This window comes from Acidovorax sp. 107, from assembly GCF_003058055.1.
In the GTDB taxonomy this organism is placed as follows: Bacteria; Pseudomonadota; Gammaproteobacteria; order Burkholderiales; family Burkholderiaceae_C; genus Acidovorax.
On the sequence record NZ_QBTZ01000001.1, the window covers coordinates 382,681 to 402,603 of the forward strand.

Here is a 19,923-nt window from a genome sequence, read left to right on the forward strand (position 1 = left end):
GTGACCCCCCTTCGCCGTCCTGTGGGCCTGCGTTTTTGGCTGATTACCCTGGCTGCCGTGGTGGGCATGCTCGTCACCGCCTCGCTGGGGCGTTGGCAGCTGTCGCGCGCCGCACAGAAAGAGTCGCTGCAGGCGATGCTGGATGCCCGTGGCGCTCTGCCTGCCATCGATGGGCGCACGCTGACGGACCCTGCCAGTACGGCGCCTGAGGCACAACAGGCCCTGGTTCACCGCGCCGTGGAGCTGCAGGGGCGCTGGTTGCCAGAGCACACGGTATATCTGGATAACCGCCAGATGCAGGGTCGCCCTGGCTTCTTTGTGCTCACGCCGCTGCAGCTCGCCGGGCCGGGTGCCGGGGTGGTGCTGGTGCAGCGTGGTTGGGTGGCACGCAATTTTCAGGACCGCACGCAGCTGCCACCGGTCAACACGCCCATGGGTGCAGACGTGCGGGTGCAAGGCCGCGTGGCCGCCGCGCCTTCGCGGCTGTACGAGTTCCAGGGGGGCAATAGCGCGCAGGGGTCTTCCCGCATCCGGCAAAATCTCGACCTGGCGGCGTACCGGACCGAAACCGGTCTGGCGCTTGCCCCCCTCACGGTGTTGCAGACGGGCCCAGCGGGCGAAGCGGGCGATGGCCTGCAACGCGACTGGCCCGTGGTCGGCGCAGGCGTCGAAAAGCACTACGGTTACGCATTTCAATGGTTCGGGCTCTGTGGCCTGATAGCACTCCTTTATGTCTGGTTCCAAATCGTCCGACGGTTCATTCGCCCGCGCAGCCAGCCAGCCGCCTGATTTTCAGCCTGGGGCCCGTGCGGAGCACCCCCTGGGGCTGACCGTGCACACCCTGCCCGAGGCGGGTGATGCCGTCGCCACCGTGCAACGTGCACGCTACGGGCGCTGGAAGATGCTGGGGGTGTTGCTGATCTGCGCAGCGCCGGTGGTTGCGTCGTATTTCACCTACTACGTGATCCGCCCCGAGGGGCGGCGCAACTATGGCGAGCTGATCAACCCCCAGCGCACGGTGCCGGCGCTCACGGCGGCCACGCTCAGCGGCGAGACCACGCGGCTGGAGTCGCTCAAGGGCCAGTGGCTGCTGGTCAGCGTGGCCGGGGGTGACTGCGACGCGGCCTGCCAGAAGCACCTGTACCTGCAGCGCCAGCTGCGCGAAAGCCTGGGCAAGGAAAAAGACCGCGTGGACTGGGTCTGGCTCGTCAGCGACAACGCCCAGCCGCCGGCGTCATTGGCCACCGCCCTGCAACAGGCGACCGTGTTGCGGGTGGAGCCCGATGCACTCAAGGCCTGGATCGAGCCCGCACCAGGGCAGCAGCTGGCCGACCATATTTATGTCGTGGACCCCATGGGCAACTGGATGATGCGCTTTCCGGCGGCCATGGACACAGACGGCGCCGCCAAGGCCAAGCGTGACCTGGAGCGCCTGCTGCGCGCTTCGTCTTCGTGGGACGAGCCGGGGCGGCCAATCAAGCCATGACCAACGCCCAACCGCTGTACGACCTCGCTCCCGTGCTCGAGCTGATGCTGCTGGGCCTGGTGATTGCGCTGGGGCCGCTGACCTGGGTGTGGGCGCGCAACCGCCGCAACTCGCCCATGCGGCGCCTGCAGGCACTCACGGTGCTGACGTTGTTCCTCACGTTTGATCTGGTGCTGTTCGGCGCCTTCACGCGCCTGACGGATTCGGGCCTCGGTTGTCCCGACTGGCCGGGCTGCTACGGCAGTTCCAGCCCTGTAGGGGCCCGGGCCGAGATTGCGGCGGCCCAAGAGGCCATGCCCACGGGCCCGGTGACCCATGGCAAGGCCTGGATCGAGATGATCCACCGCTACCTCGCCACGGGAGTGGGGGTGCTGATCATTGTGCTCACGGTGTCGTCCTGGGTGCAGCAGCGCCGCGCCCGGCGTGATGCCGTGCCAGCGCCTCCGCTGAGCCCCTGGTGGCCCACGGTGACCTCGTTGTGGGTGTGCCTACAGGGTGCGTTTGGTGCGCTCACCGTGACCATGAAGCTCTTTCCCGCCATCGTCACCCTGCACCTGATCGGCGGCTTGGTGCTGCTGGCACTGCTGTGTGTACAGGCGGTACGCCATACCCAAAGCGCCCAGGGGCGTGCACCGGTGACCCTGCCGCCCGCTCTGCGCTGGGCGCTGGTGGTGACCGGTCTGTTGCTGGCGTTCCAGGTGGTGCTGGGAGGCTGGGTCAGTACCAACTACGCGGTGCTGGCATGCACCACCTTCCCCACCTGCCAGGGCAGCTGGTGGCCCGCGATGGACTTCGCCCAGGGTTTTCAAATCTGGCGCAAGCTGGGCATGCTGCAAGATGGCAGCCACATCAGTTTTGCCGCGCTCACCGCCATCCACTATGTGCACCGCCTGATGGCCTACGTGGTGCTGCTGGCATTGGGCCTGGTGGCCTGGCGTTTTCACCGCCGGGGCGTGTTGCCCGCGCAGACACGTTGGCTCGCCGGGCTGGCTTTGCTGCAACTGATGACGGGCTTGTCCAACGTGGTGCTGGATTGGCCTCTGGTGGCTGCAGTGCTGCACACCGGAGGTGCTGCAGCCCTGGTGGTGGTGTTGACCTGGGCCCTGGTGTCCAGCCGCGCGGCGACTGCGCCCCGCGAGTTTTCTGCGCCCACGGGCGCATCGAGAGTATCTGCATGAGTGTTGCCCCCCCCGTCGTTGCTGCGCCGCCTTCGCGGTTCCAGCAGTTTTATGCGCTGACCAAGCCCCGTGTGGTGCAGCTCATCGTTTTTTGTGCACTGATCGGCATGGTGCTGGCCGTGCCCGGCCTGCCCAGCGCTGCGCAACTCGGCCACATGGTCCTGGCCAGCGTGGGCGTGTGGCTGGTGGCGGGTGCCGCTGCCGCGTTCAACTGCATCGTCGAGCAAGGCATCGACGCCAAGATGAAGCGCACCGCCTGGCGCCCCACCGCCAAGGGCGAGCTGTCCAACGCGCAGACTCTGCTCTTTTCGGCCGTGCTGTGTGCCGCAGGCTCCGTGCTGCTGTATGTGTGGATCAACCCGCTGACCATGTGGCTGACCTTTGCCACCTTTGTGGGTTACGCGGTGGTCTACACCGTGATCCTCAAGCCCCTCACGCCCCAGAACATCGTGATTGGTGGCGCCTCGGGGGCCATGCCCCCGGTGCTGGGCTGGGCTGCCATGACCAACGACGTGGGGCCTGAGGCACTCATCCTGTTTCTCATCATCTTTTTGTGGACCCCTCCGCACTTCTGGGCCCTGGCCCTGTACCGGGTGGAGGACTACCGCAAGTCCGGGCTGCCCATGCTGCCCGTCACGCATGGCAACGAGTTCACGCGCCTGCAGGTGTTCCTGTACACGCTGATCCTGCTGGCCGGGTGCATGATGCCGTTCATCTATGGCATGAGCTCCTGGATCTACCTGGTTGCGGCCGTGCTGCTGAGCCTGGGCTTTTGCGGCTACGCGTTCGCCTTGTGGCGCAACTATTCGGACGCCCTGGCGCGCAAGACCTTCCGTTTTTCTCTCATCCACCTGAGCGTGCTGTTTGCGGCGCTGTTGGTGGACCACTATGTGCTGTGATCTCCATGCAGAAACGTAATGCTCTTCATTTGATAGCTGCTGGCGCACTATCTATCTGCGCTACAGGCCTCCTGAGCGCATGTTCCGAGAAAAAGCCCGAGTTCCGGGGCGTGGATGTCACCGGCGCCGAGTACGCCCGCGACATTCCCCTGACCGACCACAACGGCCAGCCGCGCCACATCAAGGACTTTGCCGGCAAGGTGGTGGTGGTGTTCTTCGGCTACACCCAGTGCCCCGACGTGTGCCCCACGTCGATGCAGGAGCTGGCCGAGGTCAAGCAGATGCTGGGCAAGGACGGCGACCGGCTGCAGGGCGTTTTTGTGACGGTGGACCCGGAGCGCGATACGCCCGAGGTGCTCAAGGCCTACATGGCCAACTTTGACCCGAGCTTTCTGGCGCTGTACGGCACGCCCGAACAGCTGGCCGCCGTCGCCAAGGACTTCAAGATCTACTACAAGAAGGTCGATGGCAAGACGCCCACGAGCTACACCATGGACCATTCGGCCGGCAGCTACGTGTACGACCCTGCGGGTCGCCTGCGGGTGTACAACCGCTACGGCAGCGGTGCGCAGGCCCTGGCCGCCGATGTCAAAGCCCTGCTGAGCGAAGCGGGCTGAGCCTTTTACAGACCCTTGGGCTGTCGCAGATTTGCCTCACTGGGGTAGGCAAGAATGCGCGGTGCATCACATTGGCACCAAGTTGCCAGCACATGCCGGGGCGTCCTTGATGCCTATCCTGGTCTGATTCCCTAGAGTGGTTACAGCCATCTGCTGCGGTGCGCCGGGCGGTGGCGTTTTCTTTGCGCTGATGCGGCCGCAAGCTGCATCTGCGCCTCGATCACACCACTCTGTGAAGGAACCAGGCCTCCATGCGCTCGAAAGTGTACGTAACCCAGCGCGACTACCCGCTGTCCGAGGGTGACACCCTGCTCTCCACCACCGATCTCAAGGGGCGCATCGTCTATGCCAACGATGCCTTCATCAAGGTCAGCGGCTTTGGGCGCGAGGAGCTGTATGGCAAGGCCCACAACGTGGTGCGCCACCCCGACATGCCTGCCGCTGCATTCGAGGACATGTGGGCCACGATACGCGGAGGGTTGCCGTGGTCATCGCTGGTCAAGAACCGGCGCAAGGACGGCGACCATTACTGGGTGCGTGCCAATGCCAGCCCCATCCGGCAGGACGGCACCGTGGTGGGCTTTCTGTCGGTGCGCACCAAGGCATCGGACGACGAGATTCGCACGCACGAAACGCTGTACCAGCGCATCAATGCAGGGGCCCGACATCTGCGGGTGTACCGCGGCTTTGTGGTGGGCGTGCAGGGGTTGGCTGCCGCGTGGGCGCGCCTGCGGTTTCTGTCGTTGGGGGTGCGATTGCACGGCGCCCTGGGCGCGTTGCTGCTGGGAGGCGCACTGGCTTTGGTGGCTGGTGGCAGCGCAAGCGTGGGTGCCAATGCCAGTGCGGGCGGCCAGGCCGCCGGGGCAGGCTGGTGGCTGGCGGGTTTAGTGGCCTGGTGTGCGGCCGGTGCTGCGGCAGCCTGGTGGCTGCAGGCCGGGGTGGTGACGCCGCTGCGCGAGGTGCTGGCGCAGGCGCGAGCCGTTGCGAGCGGCCAGAAGGCCGAACCCCTGATGCTGCAGCGCGTGGATGAGATTGGTGGGCTCATGCGCAGCGTGCAGCAGGCCGGGCTCAACATGATGTCCCTGGTGAGCGATATCCAGGGCAAAGCCCTGCAGGTGCGCGAGTGCGCCACGGAGCTGCAGGACGGCAACACGCATTTGTCAGAGCGCACCGAAGAAGCAGCCAGCAGCCTGGAAGAGGCGGCCACCGCGCTGGACGAGCTGACAGCCGCCATCCGTGCCAACAGCGACAAGGCCGCACTGGCCGCGCAGCGCGCCGGCCTGGGGGCGCAGGCCGCCGCGCTGGGCGCTGACACCGTGCAGCGTGTGCAGCACACCATGCAAGGCATTGCCAGCGCCAGCCAGCGCGTGGCAGAGATCAGCACGCTGATCGACGGTATTGCGTTCCAGACCAATCTGCTGGCGCTCAACGCAGCCGTAGAGGCTGCGCGCGCCGGTGAGCATGGCAAGGGCTTTGCCGTGGTGGCGACCGAGGTGCGGGCGCTGTCGCAAAAAAGCGCCCGTGCTGCGCGCGACATCAAGGCGTTGATCGATGCCTCACTGGCCGAAGTGCGCAGTGGCACCGACGCTGCGGTGGCTGCAGCGCAGACCATGGACAGCGCGGTGCGGTCCGTGCACGGGCTCAGCGAGCTGGTGCAGGACATCCAGCAGGCGAGCCACGAGCAGGCACTGGGCGTGGGGCAGATCAACAGCGCGGTGGCCCAGTTGGAGCAGATGACGCAACAAAACGCGACGCTGGTGCGCCGCAGCGCTGAACTCAGTGGTTCGCTGGCGCAGCAGGCGCGGCATCTGGACGAAGCCGCCTCTGTGTTCCAGCCACGGGGCACTGTGCGATGAGGTCCGCTGGCCTTGGGCCCGACCTGCCTGCCGCATCGTCTTCGTCGGAGCAGGCGCCGCGCAGCGGGGGCGATGGCTCCCTGATCCTGGCGGCCATGAATGCGGCACCGGACGGTATCTTGCTCGTGGACCGCGCCGGCTGCATCGTGATGGTCAACGCCGCGATGGAGAGCCTGTCCGGCTATTCGGCCGACGAGTTGTGCGGCCGCTCGGTCGGCATCTTCCTGCCCCCCGCCCTGCGCGATGCGCATGCCCAGCACCTGGAGGGCTATTTCCGAGCCCCATCGCGCCGACCCATGGGCATGGGACGGGACCTCTGGATCATGCGCAAGGACGGCAGCTCCGTGCCGGTGGACATTGCGTTGGGGCACACGGACGCACAGGGCGGCACGGCGGTGGCCTTTGTGCGCGACATCTCGGAGGTGCGGCGGCTGGAGGCTCGGATGCATTTCCAGGCCACCCACGACACGTTGACCGGTCTGATCAACCGCTGGCAGTTCGGCCAGCGGCTCGAACAGGCGATTGCCGAGTCGGCGCGCTCCGGCCAGTCTTTTGCATTGCTGCTGCTGGATCTGGATGACTTCAAGGCGGTGAACGACGGCTATGGCCATGCCTCTGGCGACCAGGTACTGCTGGAAGTGGCGCGCAGACTCAAGAGCGCGCTGCGCGCAGGTGACGCGCTGGCCCGGCTGGGCGGTGATGAGTTCACCGTGCTGCTGCCGCACATTGCGCAAGCGCAGGATGCCGAGCAGACCGCTGCCAAGCTGCTGGATGTGCTGTGCCGCCCCTACCAGATGCATGGCTTCGAGCTGGACTTCGGTGCGAGCCTGGGGATCGCCCTGTACCCCAACGACGCGCAGGACGCGGCCACGCTGATGCGCTACGCCGACATGGCCATGTACCACGCCAAGGAATCGGGGCGCGCGCATTACGCCTTTTATGCCCCCCCGCTGGGCATTCGCATGGCGGAGAAGCTGCAGTTGCATGAACGCCTGAAGATGGCACTGGCCTACGGGGGGCTGGCCCTGCATTACCAGCCCCAGGTGGATGTGAGATCCGGCTGCGTGCACGGGGTCGAGGCCCTGCTGCGCTGGACCGACCCGCAGCTCGGTGAGATACCCCCTGACCGCTTTGTGCCCGTGGCCGAGGCCACCGGCCTGATCCTTGCGCTGGGCGCCTGGGTGTTGGACACCGCCTGCCGGCAGATCGCAGCCTGGGCGGGGGCGGGCATGCCGCTGCGGGTGGCAGTGAACCTGTCTGCGCAGCAATTGCGGCAGACGGACCTGGTCGAGCAGATCGAGCGCAGCCTGTCGCTGCACGGAGCACCGGCTGACCTGCTGGAGATCGAGGTGACCGAATCCGAGGCCATGGCAGACCCTGAGCAGGCCCGGCGTGTGTTGTGCGGTCTGCAGGCGCTGGGCGTCTGCATTGCGCTCGATGACTTCGGCACCGGCCATTCTTCGCTCGCCTATCTCAAGCAGTTGCCGGTCTCCCGCATCAAGATCGACCGCGAGTTTGTGCGCCCGCTACTGCTCACCAGCGCCGATGCCACGCTGGTGCAGGCCATCGTCGTGCTGGCGCAAACCCTGGGCCTTCATGTGGTGGCGGAAGGGGTGGAGTCTGCCGAACAACTGCACCTGCTGACTGACTTCGGGTGTGATGCCTACCAGGGCTGGCTATTTTCCAGGGCGGTGCCCCCTGGCCATGTGGCGGCGCTGCTGCAGGCAGCGCAGGCGACGGCCATGCCGGCGGGGGAGGGGGCTTTGCGCGGGCCGGCCACCGTTGTATCCGCCTGATGGGCGGGACGGCGGTCCTGTCCTACGACGACGGCCGGTGTCCCCCGGCCAAGCCGAGCAAGACCTCGCGCTGGATCTCGCAATGCCAGCGGTCATGCCGCACCAGCCCCTGGTGTTGCGCCAACTGGCGCAGGGCACGGGCAATGGTTTCGCGCGTGGTCGATAGCAGGTCCGCCAGAACCACGTGGCTGGGCAGGCGCACCAGGGTGCTGCGCTGTATGCGAGCCAGCTGCAGCAAGGTGGCGGCCAACTGGCCCGCCACGCCCCGGATACGCACGATGCGGGCCCACTCGGCCAGCCAGGCATTGGTTTGTGCGTAGCTTTGCGCGAGCCCCCGCAGAAATGCCTCGTTAAGCAGGCCGCGCTGACTGGCGGCCGCGATCTGTACTTCGCACAGCCGCCCCGCCGTCAGCGCGCGGCAGGATACGGCTGCCGTTTGCTGCACCAGCCCGGTGGTGCCCACGGGCTGTCCGGGGCCAAACAGCCCGACAGGCCGCTCCACACGGTCTTCGCCGCTGCACAACAGCATGACGGCACCTGTTTTGACTATCCTGAAGGTATGGGGCAGTTCACCTTGCCGCAAAAGCAGCTCCCCTTTGCACATGGGTCGCTCCACCACCAAAGGCATCCATTGGCTGCGGCACTCTTCGTTTTGTCGTCCCAGCAGGCATTGCTGTTGCCCTGCGCACAGCGCGCACCCGCCGCTGCGGGCGAGAGGTTCAGATTTCATGGAGCAGTGGCAAGGGGCATTGACCGGGTAAAGGGCATTCAGGGCACCCGGAATGAAAAAACCCGGGAAGGTGTTTGGACCTTACCCGGGTTTTTGGCGCACTGCAACAAAATGTATGTCGCAGACCCCAGCGGTGGCTTACTCCACCTTGATGCCGCGCATCGCAATCACCCCGCCCAGCAGGTTGGTGTCGGCCTTGATGCGGTTGGCCAGGCCCTCGGGTGACGACCCCACCGTTTGCCAGCCTTGCTGGAACAGCTTGCTGCGCACGTCCTCGCTGCGTGCGATCTCGCTGATCAGCGCAGCCAGCTTGGCCTGGATGGGCTTGGGCATGGTGGCGGGTGCTGCAAAGGCGTTCCAGATCTCCAGGTTGAAGTTGGTGATGCCTGCCTCAGCCAGGCTGGGGACCTCGGGCGCCAGGGGGCTGCGCCCCGAGGACGTCACGCCAATCGCGCGCAGCTTGCCCGCACGCATTTGGGCTTGGGCCAGTGCCGGGGGCATCAGCGCCATCTGCAGCTGGCCACCCAGCATGGCATTGGCCACCTGCGGATAACCGGGGTAGGGCACATGCACGGGGTTGATGTTGCTGCGCGCCTTGAGCAGTTCGGTGCCGATATGGCCCACCGTGCCCACGCCGGGCGTGCCGTAGCTCCATTTGTCGCCGCCATTGCGCGCGGCCACGAAGAAGTCGCGGGCGCTGCTGTTGGCGGGCACGCCAGGCTGGCTGATGGGGGCGGTCAGGATCAGCGGCGAGGTGCCAATGAGGCTGAGAGGGGCCAAGTCCTTGATCGGGTCGTACGGCACGGCCGGGTTCAACAGCCTGGCAATCGTCATGTTGCCGTTGATCATCAGCCCGATGGTGTGGTCGTCACGGGCCTTGGCCACCGCATCGGCGCCAATGTTGCCGCCCGCGCCCACCTTGTTCTCCACGATGACGGGCTGGCCCAAAGCCTTGGACAGGGGCTCAGAGAACGTGCGCGCCGTCAGGTCGGGCGACGAGCCTGCCGGAAAGCCCACGATGATCTTCAGGGGCTTGGTCGGCCACGCCAGCGGGGCGGGCGCTGCGGCGGTCTTGCCGGTGTTCTGCGCAAGAGCCCACGGGGATGCGGCAGCCAGCGCAATCAGCAGCGAAGCGCGGCGGGACACACGGCCAGAAAGGGCGGAACGTGACGGCATAGGGTGCAATCTCCTTGAGAATATTCGGGGGGCCAAACGACGCGGGGCCCCAGAACTGGGGCCCCGCGAGGCAACTTCTGCAGCCGGGGATGTTAACCCCGCTGCCTGTCCGACTCAGGCGTATTCGGCCAGCGCCTTCTTCATCTTCTTCATGGCGGCCACTTCGATCTGGCGGATGCGCTCGGCGCTCACGCCGTACACGGCGGCCAAATCGTGCAGCGTCATGCCGCCGGAGCCATCGTCGTTGACCTTGAGCCAGCGCTCTTCCACGATGCGGCGGCTGCGGTCGTCCAGGCTGGCCAGGGCGTTGGCAATGCCGTCGGTGGCCAGGGCGTCGCGCTGGCGCGACTCGATCATGGCGGTGGGCTCGTGCGACGCATCTGCCAGGTAGGCAATGGGGCCAAACGCCTGCTCGCCGTCATCGGCCGGGGCCGGGTCCAGCAGCACATCGCCACCCGCCATGCGGGTTTCCATCTCGATGACTTCTTCGCGCTTCACATTGAGCTGCGCGGCCACGGCGCTGATCTCGTGGTCGGACAGGGTGTCGCGGTGGGTGGCAGCGTCGGCGGCCGAGGCGTCGGCCTTGAAGCCCTGCTTCATGGACCGCAGGTTGAAGAACAGCTTGCGCTGCGCCTTGGTGGTCGCCACCTTGACCATGCGCCAGTTCTTCAGGATGTATTCATGGATCTCGGCCTTGATCCAGTGCATGGCATAGCTCACCAGCCGCACGCCCTGATCGGGGTCGAAGCGCTTGACGGCTTTCATGAGGCCCACGTTGCCTTCCTGGATCAGGTCGCCGTGGGGCAGACCGTAACCCAGGTACTGGCGTGCAATCGAAACCACGAGGCGCAGGTGCGACATCACCAGCCGGCCGGCGGCGTCCAGGTCGTTGTTGTCCTTGAGCTGGCGTGCGTAGGTCTGCTCTTCTTCGTGCGTGAGCAGGGGCAGGCGGTTGACGGCCGAAATATAGGCGTCCAGGTTGCCCAAGGGGGGCACCAGCGCCCACGGATTGGCGGGTGCCAGAGACATCGTCGCGGTTCCAGATTGAATGTTCATTCCGGGAATCCTTTCCTCTAAGCCATGATGTTAGCACTCTCTGTGATTGAGTGCTAAGCCCGGAGTTCCCGTCGGGTTGCTCATCGAAACCCTTTGACATAATTTGAGCGAAATCGCCATCAGGTGCCAGTGAATCATGTCTTTGTAGCTATACAAATAATAGTAAACGACCACCCCGCCACCTCTTTTAGACAGTCAGATCTACCTGCTGCACCGTGCCTGCGCCGCCGTTTTCCCGTAGGTAGGCGCTGGTGGACCGCACCGTGCCCAGACTGGCGTTGTCGGCGGTGCGCAGGGCAAACGGGGTGGCTACGGCACGGGTGGACAGTGCGCCCACGCCTGCGTCGGCCAGGGTACGCAGGTTGCCGGCTCCCTCGGCCTCAGGCGTCCATACCTGCAGCTGCTGGAACACAGGGTCCGCCTCGTCAATCCAGCCGTTGCCGTCGCTGTCGTATACGGCCAGTTCGGCAAAGCCGTTGCCGGTGCCGGGGCCAAACAGCTCCTGACCGTTGTCGATGCGGCCGTTGTGGTTCAGGTCCAGAGCCAGGTAGCCTCGGTTGCCTGCCAGCAGGGGCACGTTTTCGGTCTGGCCGTCGCTGTCGAGGTCGAACGCAAAGCGCAGGTTTTGCAGCTGCGCAGCCGATCCGTCGAAGTTGATGACCAGCGGGTCTACCGCCGCAGCGTCGCCCAGGCGCAGGCTGAACGACGATTCCTGGCGGTAGCTGCGCTGCATGTCCAGCTGCAGGCTGAAGCGGATTTCCTGCCCGTCGGCAGTGCGCACCATGCCCTGGGCGGCGAACTGGGTGTTTTCGGTTTCTACGACCACCTCGCGTTGCTCCACCACCAGGCCCCACCCGGCACGGGGGCGACCTGCATCGGCGGGCGGCGGTGTGGGTGGGCGATTCGCGGGTGTGGCGGATCCTGATGGAGCCGGTTCCGTCTGGCCGGTGTACACCTGCACCTGCACGCCCGTCATGCGAGCGATGAGGTCGCGGATCATGGCCAGTTGGGGCGTCAGGCCGTCGTCCGGGCCGCTATTGGACACGGCATCTGCGGCAGGGGTGGAGGCGGCGGCCTCCTGGGCGGCGCGGGCCAGGCGCGCGCCGCTGGAGATCTGTACCGCCGGGGCCGCTCGGGCGAGGCCAGGGGCGCTGGCGGGGCGGCGATCGCTCACCCAGGCTTCGACGCGGCTGCTTTGGGTGTGCACACGGCTGGCCACATGCTGGGCCTGCATCTGCAGGGCGGACGATTCAATCTTCATGAGATACCTCCACGGCTTCCACAGAGGGATATCGACGCCCTGGGCCCAGAACTTGAATCCTGCTTTTCCTGTTGCCGTGGCCCAATGGACAGAGCAGGGGCGGCGCCAACCCCAGCTACACGCCCTGCCGCACCCGGCTTTCAAAGTCTTCCAGCGTGAGCGGGCGGCCAAACAGGTAGCCCTGAAAGGCCTGACAGCCATGGGCCAGCAGAAACTGGTGGTGGGCGGTGGTCTCCACCCCCTCGGCAATCACGGACAGGCCAAGGCTGCCGGCCAGCGCAATGATGGACCGGGCGATGGCTGCGTCGCTGGCGTCCAGCAGCACGTCGCGCACAAAGCCCTGGTCGATCTTGATCTGGTCGAGCGGCAGGCGCTTGAGGTAGCTGAGCGACGAGTAACCCGTGCCAAAGTCGTCCAGCGAAAACCCCAGGCCATGGGCCTTCAGGGCGCGCATGGTGGCGATCACGCTGTCCACGTTGTCCAGCAGCAGGCTTTCGGTCAGTTCCAGCTTGATCTGCGCAGGGTTGGCACCGGTCTGTCGCACCAGTGCCAACACCTGCGTCACAAAATCGTCCTGCAGAAACTGGCGCGCGCTCACGTTGATGGCCAGGCTCAGGTGTGCAAACAGCGGGTCGTGCTGCCAACGGGCTTGCTGGCGCAGTGCGGTTTCCATGACCCAGTGGCCCAGCGGCAGGATCAGGCCCGACTCTTCGGCCAGCGGTATGAACTCCGAGGGCGGCACCATGCCCTGCACCGGGTGCTGCCAGCGCACCAGGGCCTCGGCGCCGGTCACTTGCCCCTGGCTGTCCACCTGAGGCTGGTACAGCAGCAGGAACTGCGCGTGCCGCAAGCCGTTGTGCAGCTCGGTCTCCAGCAGGGCGCGGCGGTTCACGGCCTGCTGCATATCCGGGTCAAAAAAACGCAGCGTGTTGCGCCCGGCGTCCTTGGCGCGGTACATGGCCATGTCGGCCTGCTTGAGCACTTCGTCCACCGAGTCGCGCTGGTGGGTGAGCAGCGTCACCCCAATGCTGGCCGTGAAGTGGTGTTCGTGCCCCGCCAGCTCATACGGCTGGCGCAGCTGCGCCAGGATCAGCTCGCCCAGCGTGCGCGCCTGCGCGGCGGCCTCGGGGGCGTCGCTGCTCAGGTTCTGCAGCACCACCACAAACTCGTCACCCCCCAGGCGGGCCACGGTGTCCTGCTCGCGCACGCAGCTGCGCAGGCGCTGGGCGACGTCCTTGAGCAGCAGGTCGCCCACCTCGTGCCCCCGGGTGTCGTTCAAGGTCTTGAAGTTGTCCAGGTCCACAAACAGCACGGCCGTGGTCAGACCCGAGCGTGCGCCGTTGGCCAGCACCTGCTGCAGCCGGTCCACCAGCAGGCGGCGGTTGGGCAGTTGCGTGAGTGCGTCGTAGAACGCCAGGTAGCGTGCCTCGTCCTCGGCGGCCTTGCGGCCCGAGATGTCGATGTCGATGCAGAACATCTCCGGGGGGTGGCCGGGCACCTGGATGTAGGCGTGGCTGGAGAACACATGCACCGGCGTGCCGTCCTTGCGCCGCAATTGCAGCTCACCGGCCGGAATCACCTCGCCGGTGGCGAACATGTGCTGCATGTGGGCCCGCACGTCGTCGCGCATGGGCGGGGGGATGATGAGGTCGAGCAGGTTGCCGCCCAGGGCTTCTTCGGCGGTGTAGCCGTACAGTTGTTCGGACGCCTGGTTCCAGTAGCTGGTGGTGCCGTCCTGCAGGTAACCCTGTACCGAGATGGACGGGATATTGCGCAGCAGCGAGCGAAAGCGGAGTTCGGATTCGCGCAGCGCACTCTCTGCCTGCTTGCGGTTGGTGATGTCCCGGGCCAGGAACACCACGGCCGCCTGGCCGCCCACCTGCACGCCCAGGGGCTGGGTGCGCCCTTCAAACTGGCGCAGTCCCGACAGGGTCTGCATCTCGTATTCCACGCTGTGGGTCTGGCCGGACTGCAGTGTGTCGCGGATGAGCGCCATGAACCGTTCGGCCTGCTCGGCGGGTAGCACGTCGTGCAGCCGCTTGCCCACCAGCACCGGTGCGCTGGCGGCCAGCGCGTCGTCGTCGGGAGACAGCACCTCCACATAGCGGCCCTGGGCGTCCAGCACCAGCAGCACATCCGGGATGGCCTGCGTGATGGCGCGCAGGCGCGCGGCCGTGCCGATCAATGCGCGTTCGGTGGCCATGCGCTGCTCCACATCGTGCAGCAGCAGGCCCAGTACCACGGTGGCCGGGGTGAAGGTCAGCAGGTAGGGCAGGGCCAGCGTCTGGTTGATGCGCTGCGCCACTTCGGCAGGCAGTAGCTGAAACAGCGCAATCACCGCCGTGTGCAGCAGCAGCCCAAACAGCGCAAGGGCAACGGGTTCCACCCCCAGCCGCCCCCGGGCGCGGCCTTCGCGGTACACCAGCCCGAGCGCGGTGCACAGGCCGATCACCATCAGGCCTACCTCGGCGCCCGCGCCACCCAGCCAGAGGCGGCCGGTGGCCGCCATCAGCGCGGCAATGCCCGCCACCAGCGGGCCGCCGAACAGGCCCGCCATGCTCAGCACCACCGAGCGCGCATCGAAGATCACACCCGGCATCAGCACCACCGGGATGAGCATGCCCACCACGCAGATGCCGCCGAAGATCAGCCCTGAAAAGACCTGGCCCACCCACGGGTGCTGGCGCCAGACGCGGATGTTGAAACCATGCAGAAAGCACAGCGCCAGCAGCAGCGCAACGCCTTTGACCAGCTCAATGAACATGGGCCTCCGTGCATTTCCAGGGGAAAGCCCATGATGGAGGAAACGTTGCGATCCGTAAATGTGTAAATGGCCCCGGATGGGGCCATTTCTGAGGGGAAGGCTGTGCCGCTGCGGCTCAGCTCAGCAAAGCCTGGGCGAATTCGCGGGCGCTGAAGGTTTCCAGGTCTTCGAGCTTTTCGCCCACACCGATGAAATACACCGGAATGGGGCGCTCCTGCGCAATGGCCGCCAGCACGCCGCCCTTGGCCGTGCCGTCGAGCTTGGTCACGATGAGGCCGGTGAGCTGCAGCGCGTCGTCGAATGCGCGCACCTGGGCCAGTGCGTTCTGGCCGGTGTTGCCGTCGATCACCAGCAGCACCTCGTGGGGGGCTGTGGCGTCGGCCTTGGTCACCACGCGGCGGATCTTCTTCAGCTCTTCCATCAAGTGCAGCTGCGTGGGCAGGCGGCCGGCGGTGTCCACCAGCACGACGTCCTTGCCGCGCGCCTTGCCAGCGGTGACGGCGTCAAAGCTCACGGCAGCGGGGTCGCCGCCTTCCTGGCTCACGATCTCGACCGTGTTGCGGTCGGCCCACACGCCCAGCTGCTCGCGCGCAGCGGCGCGGAAGGTGTCTGCCGCCGCTAACAGCACGGCGGCACCTTCGTCTGCCAGGTGTTTGGTGAGCTTGCCGATCGACGTGGTCTTGCCCGCGCCATTGACGCCCGCCACCATGATCACGGTGGGCGTGTGCTCGCCAATAACCAGGGCTTTTTCGAGCGGGCGCAGCAGATCGGCCAGTGCATCGGCCAGCAGGCCCTTGACGGCCGCAGGGTCGGTGGTCTTGCTGTCCTTGACGCGGCGCTTGAGGTCCGTCAGCAGATGCGTGGTGGCCTTCACGCCGGTGTCGGCCATCAGCAGGGCCTCTTCCAGCTCTTCATAGAGCGCGTCGTCAATCTGGGTGCCGGTGAAGACCGTGGCAATGCTGGTGCCGGTCTTGCGCAGGCCGGCCTTGAGGCGGTCGAGCCAGCCTTTGCGCTCGGGCGCCGGTGCAGGGTGAGCAGCCGAGGCCACGGGTGCCGCCACGGGCGCAGGCGTTGGCGTGACGGGCGCGGGCGTAGCAACCGGCGCGGGTGCGGCAACGGGAACCGGGGGCGCGACGGGGGGCAATGCAGGGCTTGCGGCCACTGGGGCAGCGGCCGGTACGGTGACTGCAGGCGCAGCAGGGGGCGGTGTGACGACCGGCGCCACCGGTGGCATCGCCACGGGCGATGGAGGGGGCTCGATAGCGGGCGCGGGTGCTGTGGGGGGCGGCGCAGCGGGCTCCGGAGCTTTGCTGCCAAACGGGTTGCGCAGCCAGCCAAAGCCTGCCGGGGCAGGTGCTGCAGCGGGAGCCGCTGGGATCGGCGCAGGTGCGATGGGGGTAGCCACGGGCGGCGTGGCGGGCGGGGGGGGCGCCATTGGCGCATCCACAGCGGGCGCCGGTGCGCCTACCGGCTGGGCCGGAGCGGGCGCATCGGTGGGGGCGGGCGAAGGAGCGGGCTTTTTCTTGAAAAAACTGAACATTGGCGGGTTCTTAGAATCTCCCCATTCTATGAAACGCGCTTTCACCCTTCTGGGCCTGCTGGCCTGCCTCTCGTCCGGGGCTGCCTTCGCGGCCACCACCCCGGTGTCTCAACCCTCCAGCGCGCCGTCCGCCACGGCCTCTGGCGCGCAGCAGTTCACCCTCAAGAACGGCATGCAACTCATCGTGCAGCCCGACCGCCGTGCCCCGACGGCGGTGCACATGGTCTGGGTGCGTGTGGGCTCGATGGACGAGGTGGACGGCACCTCGGGTGTGGCCCATGCGCTGGAGCACATGATGTTCAAGGGCACCAAGACCTTGCCGCCGGGCGAGTTCTCGCGCCGCGTGGCGGCGCTGGGTGGGCGGGAGAACGCATTCACCAGCCGCGACTACACCGGCTACTACCAGCAGATCCCGTCCAACCGGCTGGAAGACGTCATGAAGCTCGAATCGGACCGGTTTGCCCACAACCACTGGCCCGACGAGGAGTTCAAGAAAGAGATCGAGGTCGTCAAGGAAGAGCGCCGCCTGCGCACCGAAGACCAGCCCCGCGCCATGCTGGCCGAGCAACTGTTTGCCGCCACCTTCAACGCGTCGCCCTACCGCCGCCCCATCGTGGGATGGATGAGCGACCTGGACGCGATGACGCCCGACGACGTGCGCGCCTTCCACCGCCAGTGGTACACACCCACCAACGCCGCCGTGGTAGTAGCGGGCGATGTGGATGTGGCCCAGGTGCGTGCGCTGGCCGAGAAGTATTACGGCAGCCTGCCCGTGCACGCGCTGCCCGCGCGCAAACCGCGCACCGAGCCCGAGCAGAAGGGCCTGCGCCGCATCGCCGTCAAGGCCCCGGCCGAGCAGTCCTACGTGGCCCTGGCCTTCCGCGCGCCCAGTCTGGACCGCGTGGACAACCTCACCGACGAAGACCGCGATGCCCTCGCGCTGATGGTGCTGTCGGCCGTGTTCAACGGCTACGACGGTGCCCGGCTGGACCGCGCACTGACCCAGGGGCCCAACCGCGTGGCCGACAGCGCCAGCAGCTCCGCCATGGTCACGGGGCGCGGCCCCAGCCTGTTCATGCTCAGCGGCGTGCCCGCTGCAGGCAAGACCGCCCAGCAGGTCGAAGACGCGCTGCGCGCCGAGGTGACCCGGGTGGCAAAGGATGGTGTGAGCGAGGCCGAGCTGAACCGCGTCAAGACGCAATGGATCGCCTCGACCGTGTACGAGCGCGACTCGGTGATGAGCCAGGCGCAAGAGCTGGGCGGCAACTGGGTGCAGGGCTTTCCGCTGGATGCCAACGAGCGCCTGCTGGCCCTGCTGCGCACCGTGACCCCGGCGCAGGTGCAGGCCGTTGCCGCCAAGTATTTTGGTGACGACCAGCTCACCGTGGCCACCCTGCTGCCCCAGCCGCTGGACGCCCCTCGTGCCCGCCCCCAGTTGCCTGCGGGCGCTGCCATCCGCTGAAACCGCCCTGCGGAAACTGCCCATGATTACTATCAAAAACATAGCTGTCCGTGCTTTATGCACTAGCGCTATCGCCCTTTTTTCTTCCAATTCGGCCTGGGCGCTGCTGCCCATCCAGCACTGGACGGAGCCCAATGGGGCCAAGGTCTACCTGGTCGAAAGCCCGGTCATCCCCATGGTGGATGTGCAGATCGACTTTGACGCCGGCACGCGCCGCGACCCGGCAGGCCAGTCCGGCCTGGCCAATGCGGTGGCGGCCATGGCGAGCAAGGGCGTGAAAGCCGGGCGCGACGCCACAGCCGAGCCCGCGCTGGACGAAAACGGCCTGGGCGAGGCCTGGGCCGACCTGGGCGCCAGCTTTGAAGCCAATGCCGACAACGACACACTGCACTACGTGCTGCGCTCGCTGACCGACCCGCCGCTGCTGGAGCGCGCCGCACGCCTGGCGGCCCGCCAGATTGCCGAGCCCGTGACGACCGACGACGTCTGGCAACGCGATCGCGCCCGCTGGAGCGCCAGCCTGAAGGAAGCCAACACGCGCCCCGCCACCGTCGCCAACCATGCGTTTGCCGCTGCGGTGTATGGCAGCCACCCCTATGGCGTACGCACCACCGAAGAGACGCTGGCCCGCATCAGCGTGGCCGACATGCAGGCCTTTCACGCACAGTACGTGGCCGCCTGCCGCGCCAAGGTCAGCATCGTGGGCGCTGTATCGCGCGCCCAGGCGCAGACACTGGTGGCCACGCTGCTGTCGCGCCTGCCCGCCACTGCAGGCTGCGCACCGCTTCCGCCGGTGGGCGAGGTGGCGGCGCTGACGGCACCTGCCGAGAAGGCTATCCCGTTCGCGTCGGCCCAGGCCCATGTGCTGATCGGCCAGCCGGGCTTCCAACGCCGCGACCCGGATTTCCTCGCGCTGCTGGTGGGCAACCACATCCTGGGCGGCGGCGGTTTTGTCTCGCGCCTGACCCACGAGGTGCGCGAAAAGCGCGGCCTCTCCTACAGCGTCTACAGCTACTTTGCCCCTGGTCTGCACGCCGGGGCCTTCAGCGTGGGCCTGCAGACGCGCCCCGACCAGGCCGTCCAGGCCGTGCAGGTCTCGCGCGACGTGATCGCCCGCTTTCTGGCCGAAGGCCCCTCCGAGGCCGAGCTGCGCGCCGCCAAGGACAACCTCATCGGCGGCTTTGCGCTGCGCATCGACAGCAACAAGAAGCTGCTGGGTAACGTGGCCAACATCGCCTGGAACGACCTGCCGTTGGACTACCTGGACCAGTGGGCCAAAAAGGTCGAGGCCCTGACGGTGGCCGACGTGCGCACCGCCATGGCCCAAAAGCTGCAGCCCGACCGCATGGTGACCGTAGTGGTGGGAGGCAAGCAGCCATGAGCCGATCCACCCTGCGCGGCAGCGCCATCACCGCCGAAATCCGCAAGGCCCAAGCCGCCGCCGCTGCGGCCCCCGTGGACCCCAAGGCCGCCAAGAAAAACGCCAAGGACAAAGCTGCGGCGGCGGCCACCCCCCAGGGCGCGGGCGAAATCCGCATCATTGGCGGGCAATGGAAGCGCACCCGCCTGCCCGTGGCCCAGCGCCCCGGTCTGCGCCCCACGCCCGACCGCGTGCGCGAAACCCTGTTCAACTGGCTGGGCCAGGACCTGGCGGGCTGGCGCTGCCTGGACGCGTTTGCTGGCACGGGCGCGCTGGGGCTCGAAGCCGCCTCGCGCGGCGCCGCATCGGTGCTGCTGGTGGAAAACGATGCGGCCCTGGTCGCCCAGTTGCAGGTGCTGCAGGCCAAACTGCAGGCCAGCGCCGTGCGCGTGCAGCGGGGTGATGGCGTGTCTGCACTGAAGCAGGCCGCACCCGCCAGCCTGGACCTGGTGCTGCTGGACCCGCCGTTCGATGGTGACCTGTTTGCGCCCGCGCTGCAGGCGGCGGCCCAGGCTGTGGCCGCTCAAGGCTTCATCTACCTCGAAGCCCCCCGCGCTTGGACGGACGACGAACTGGCGGCGAACGGCCTGGCCGTGTACCGGCATCTGAAGGCGGGCGCTGTGCACGCGCACCTGCTGCGCCCCATGGTGGCCGCCGCAGCCTGAGCCCGCACCGGTTCATG

Annotated in this window: 16 protein-coding genes; 10 read left to right on the forward strand and 6 right to left on the reverse strand. The window is 67.0% G+C overall.

Annotation, left to right across the window (positions count from 1 at the left end; all coding sequences use genetic code 11):
- The 7 genes from C8C99_RS01895 to C8C99_RS01925 all read left to right on the forward strand — a co-directional run bounded on the left by C8C99_RS01895 (window position 1) and on the right by C8C99_RS01925 (window position 7,832).
- Window positions 1-789 carry an SURF1 family protein gene (locus tag C8C99_RS01895; RefSeq protein WP_108624782.1) on the forward strand — a complete coding sequence of 263 codons (789 nt, stop codon included), beginning with the start codon at window positions 1-3 and terminating at the stop codon, window positions 787-789.
- A complete protein-coding gene (locus C8C99_RS01900) occupies window positions 731-1,486 on the forward strand; it encodes a hypothetical protein (protein ID WP_108624783.1) in 756 nt (251 codons plus the stop codon). The genes C8C99_RS01895 and C8C99_RS01900 overlap by 59 nt, the downstream gene beginning before the upstream one ends.
- Window positions 1,483-2,664, forward strand: coding sequence for a heme A synthase (locus tag C8C99_RS01905; RefSeq protein ID WP_108624784.1), 1,182 nt, complete (start codon window positions 1,483-1,485; stop codon window positions 2,662-2,664). Before C8C99_RS01900 ends, C8C99_RS01905 begins: the two co-directional genes overlap by 4 nt.
- Window positions 2,661-3,563 carry a heme o synthase gene (gene cyoE / locus C8C99_RS01910; protein ID WP_108624785.1) on the forward strand — a complete coding sequence of 301 codons (903 nt, stop codon included), beginning with the start codon at window positions 2,661-2,663 and terminating at the stop codon, window positions 3,561-3,563. Before C8C99_RS01905 ends, cyoE begins: the two co-directional genes overlap by 4 nt.
- A gap of 5 nt (window positions 3,564-3,568) precedes the next feature.
- The gene (locus C8C99_RS01915) at window positions 3,569-4,180 is read left to right on the forward strand and encodes an SCO family protein (protein ID WP_199226279.1); all 612 of its coding nucleotides are present in this window, start codon (window positions 3,569-3,571) and stop codon (window positions 4,178-4,180) included.
- A 251-nt stretch (window positions 4,181-4,431) separates the two neighbouring features.
- Window positions 4,432-6,036, forward strand: a complete 1,605-nt coding sequence (locus tag C8C99_RS01920) for a PAS domain-containing methyl-accepting chemotaxis protein (protein WP_108624786.1) — start codon at window positions 4,432-4,434, stop codon at window positions 6,034-6,036.
- Window positions 6,033-7,832 (forward strand): bifunctional diguanylate cyclase/phosphodiesterase, encoded by a 1,800-nt coding sequence (locus C8C99_RS01925; protein WP_108624787.1) that lies wholly within the window; start codon window positions 6,033-6,035, stop codon window positions 7,830-7,832. The genes C8C99_RS01920 and C8C99_RS01925 overlap by 4 nt, the downstream gene beginning before the upstream one ends.
- Before the next feature lie 22 nt (window positions 7,833-7,854).
- On the opposite strand, the gene C8C99_RS01930 is transcribed toward C8C99_RS01925, so the two are convergent.
- From C8C99_RS01930 to ftsY, 6 genes are all read right to left on the reverse strand, one after another.
- Window positions 7,855-8,562 carry a Crp/Fnr family transcriptional regulator gene (locus C8C99_RS01930; RefSeq protein ID WP_108624788.1) on the reverse strand — a complete coding sequence of 236 codons (708 nt, stop codon included), beginning with the start codon at window positions 8,560-8,562 and terminating at the stop codon, window positions 7,855-7,857.
- 138 nt (window positions 8,563-8,700) lie between these two features.
- The gene (locus tag C8C99_RS01935; protein ID WP_108624789.1) at window positions 8,701-9,738 is read right to left on the reverse strand and encodes a tripartite tricarboxylate transporter substrate binding protein; all 1,038 of its coding nucleotides are present in this window, start codon (window positions 9,736-9,738) and stop codon (window positions 8,701-8,703) included.
- A gap of 114 nt (window positions 9,739-9,852) precedes the next feature.
- Entirely contained in the window at window positions 9,853-10,794 is a 942-nt protein-coding gene (gene rpoH / locus C8C99_RS01940) for an RNA polymerase sigma factor RpoH (RefSeq protein WP_056637076.1), read from the reverse strand.
- Between the two features lie 187 nt (window positions 10,795-10,981).
- Complete coding sequence (locus tag C8C99_RS01945; RefSeq protein WP_108624790.1) at window positions 10,982-12,055, reverse strand: hypothetical protein; 1,074 nt, start codon at window positions 12,053-12,055, stop codon at window positions 10,982-10,984.
- A 115-nt stretch (window positions 12,056-12,170) separates the two neighbouring features.
- Window positions 12,171-14,819: an EAL domain-containing protein gene (locus C8C99_RS01950; protein ID WP_108624791.1), complete on the reverse strand. Its 2,649-nt coding sequence runs from the start codon at window positions 14,817-14,819 to the stop codon at window positions 12,171-12,173.
- A gap of 115 nt (window positions 14,820-14,934) precedes the next feature.
- Window positions 14,935-16,359 (reverse strand): signal recognition particle-docking protein FtsY, encoded by a 1,425-nt coding sequence (gene ftsY, locus C8C99_RS01955; protein WP_108624792.1) that lies wholly within the window; start codon window positions 16,357-16,359, stop codon window positions 14,935-14,937.
- Between the two features lie 28 nt (window positions 16,360-16,387).
- Between ftsY and C8C99_RS01960 the strand changes: the two genes are divergently transcribed.
- The 3 genes from C8C99_RS01960 to rsmD are packed head-to-tail and all read left to right on the forward strand — an operon-like array spanning window position 16,388 to window position 19,906.
- On the forward strand, window positions 16,388-17,821 hold the full coding sequence (locus tag C8C99_RS01960) for a pitrilysin family protein (protein ID WP_108624793.1): 1,434 nt from the start codon (window positions 16,388-16,390) through the stop codon (window positions 17,819-17,821).
- 22 nt (window positions 17,822-17,843) lie between these two features.
- On the forward strand, window positions 17,844-19,202 hold the full coding sequence (locus C8C99_RS01965) for a pitrilysin family protein (protein ID WP_108624794.1): 1,359 nt from the start codon (window positions 17,844-17,846) through the stop codon (window positions 19,200-19,202).
- A complete protein-coding gene (rsmD, locus tag C8C99_RS01970; RefSeq protein WP_108624795.1) occupies window positions 19,199-19,906 on the forward strand; it encodes a 16S rRNA (guanine(966)-N(2))-methyltransferase RsmD in 708 nt (235 codons plus the stop codon). Before C8C99_RS01965 ends, rsmD begins: the two co-directional genes overlap by 4 nt.
- The last annotated feature ends 17 nt before the right edge of the window (window positions 19,907-19,923 follow it).

Bases quoted from the DNA above. Each gene is read 5' to 3' on its own strand.
- C8C99_RS01900 (WP_108624783.1), top strand. From the start codon at position 731: ATGTCTGGTTCCAAATCGTCCGACGGTTCATTCGCCCGCGCAGCCAGC.
- C8C99_RS01905 (WP_108624784.1), top strand. From the start codon at position 1,483: ATGACCAACGCCCAACCGCTGTACGACCTCGCTCCCGTGCTCGAGCTG.
- cyoE (WP_108624785.1), top strand. From the start codon at position 2,661: ATGAGTGTTGCCCCCCCCGTCGTTGCTGCGCCGCCTTCGCGGTTCCAG.
- C8C99_RS01915 (WP_199226279.1), top strand. From the start codon at position 3,569: ATGCAGAAACGTAATGCTCTTCATTTGATAGCTGCTGGCGCACTATCT.
- C8C99_RS01920 (WP_108624786.1), top strand. From the start codon at position 4,432: ATGCGCTCGAAAGTGTACGTAACCCAGCGCGACTACCCGCTGTCCGAG.
- C8C99_RS01925 (WP_108624787.1), top strand. From the start codon at position 6,033: ATGAGGTCCGCTGGCCTTGGGCCCGACCTGCCTGCCGCATCGTCTTCG.
- C8C99_RS01930 (WP_108624788.1), bottom strand. From the start codon at position 8,562: ATGAAATCTGAACCTCTCGCCCGCAGCGGCGGGTGCGCGCTGTGCGCA.
- C8C99_RS01935 (WP_108624789.1), bottom strand. From the start codon at position 9,738: ATGCCGTCACGTTCCGCCCTTTCTGGCCGTGTGTCCCGCCGCGCTTCG.
- rpoH (WP_056637076.1), bottom strand. From the start codon at position 10,794: ATGAACATTCAATCTGGAACCGCGACGATGTCTCTGGCACCCGCCAAT.
- C8C99_RS01945 (WP_108624790.1), bottom strand. From the start codon at position 12,055: ATGAAGATTGAATCGTCCGCCCTGCAGATGCAGGCCCAGCATGTGGCC.
- C8C99_RS01950 (WP_108624791.1), bottom strand. From the start codon at position 14,819: ATGTTCATTGAGCTGGTCAAAGGCGTTGCGCTGCTGCTGGCGCTGTGC.
- ftsY (WP_108624792.1), bottom strand. From the start codon at position 16,359: ATGTTCAGTTTTTTCAAGAAAAAGCCCGCTCCTTCGCCCGCCCCCACC.
- C8C99_RS01960 (WP_108624793.1), top strand. From the start codon at position 16,388: ATGAAACGCGCTTTCACCCTTCTGGGCCTGCTGGCCTGCCTCTCGTCC.
- C8C99_RS01965 (WP_108624794.1), top strand. From the start codon at position 17,844: ATGATTACTATCAAAAACATAGCTGTCCGTGCTTTATGCACTAGCGCT.
- rsmD (WP_108624795.1), top strand. From the start codon at position 19,199: ATGAGCCGATCCACCCTGCGCGGCAGCGCCATCACCGCCGAAATCCGC.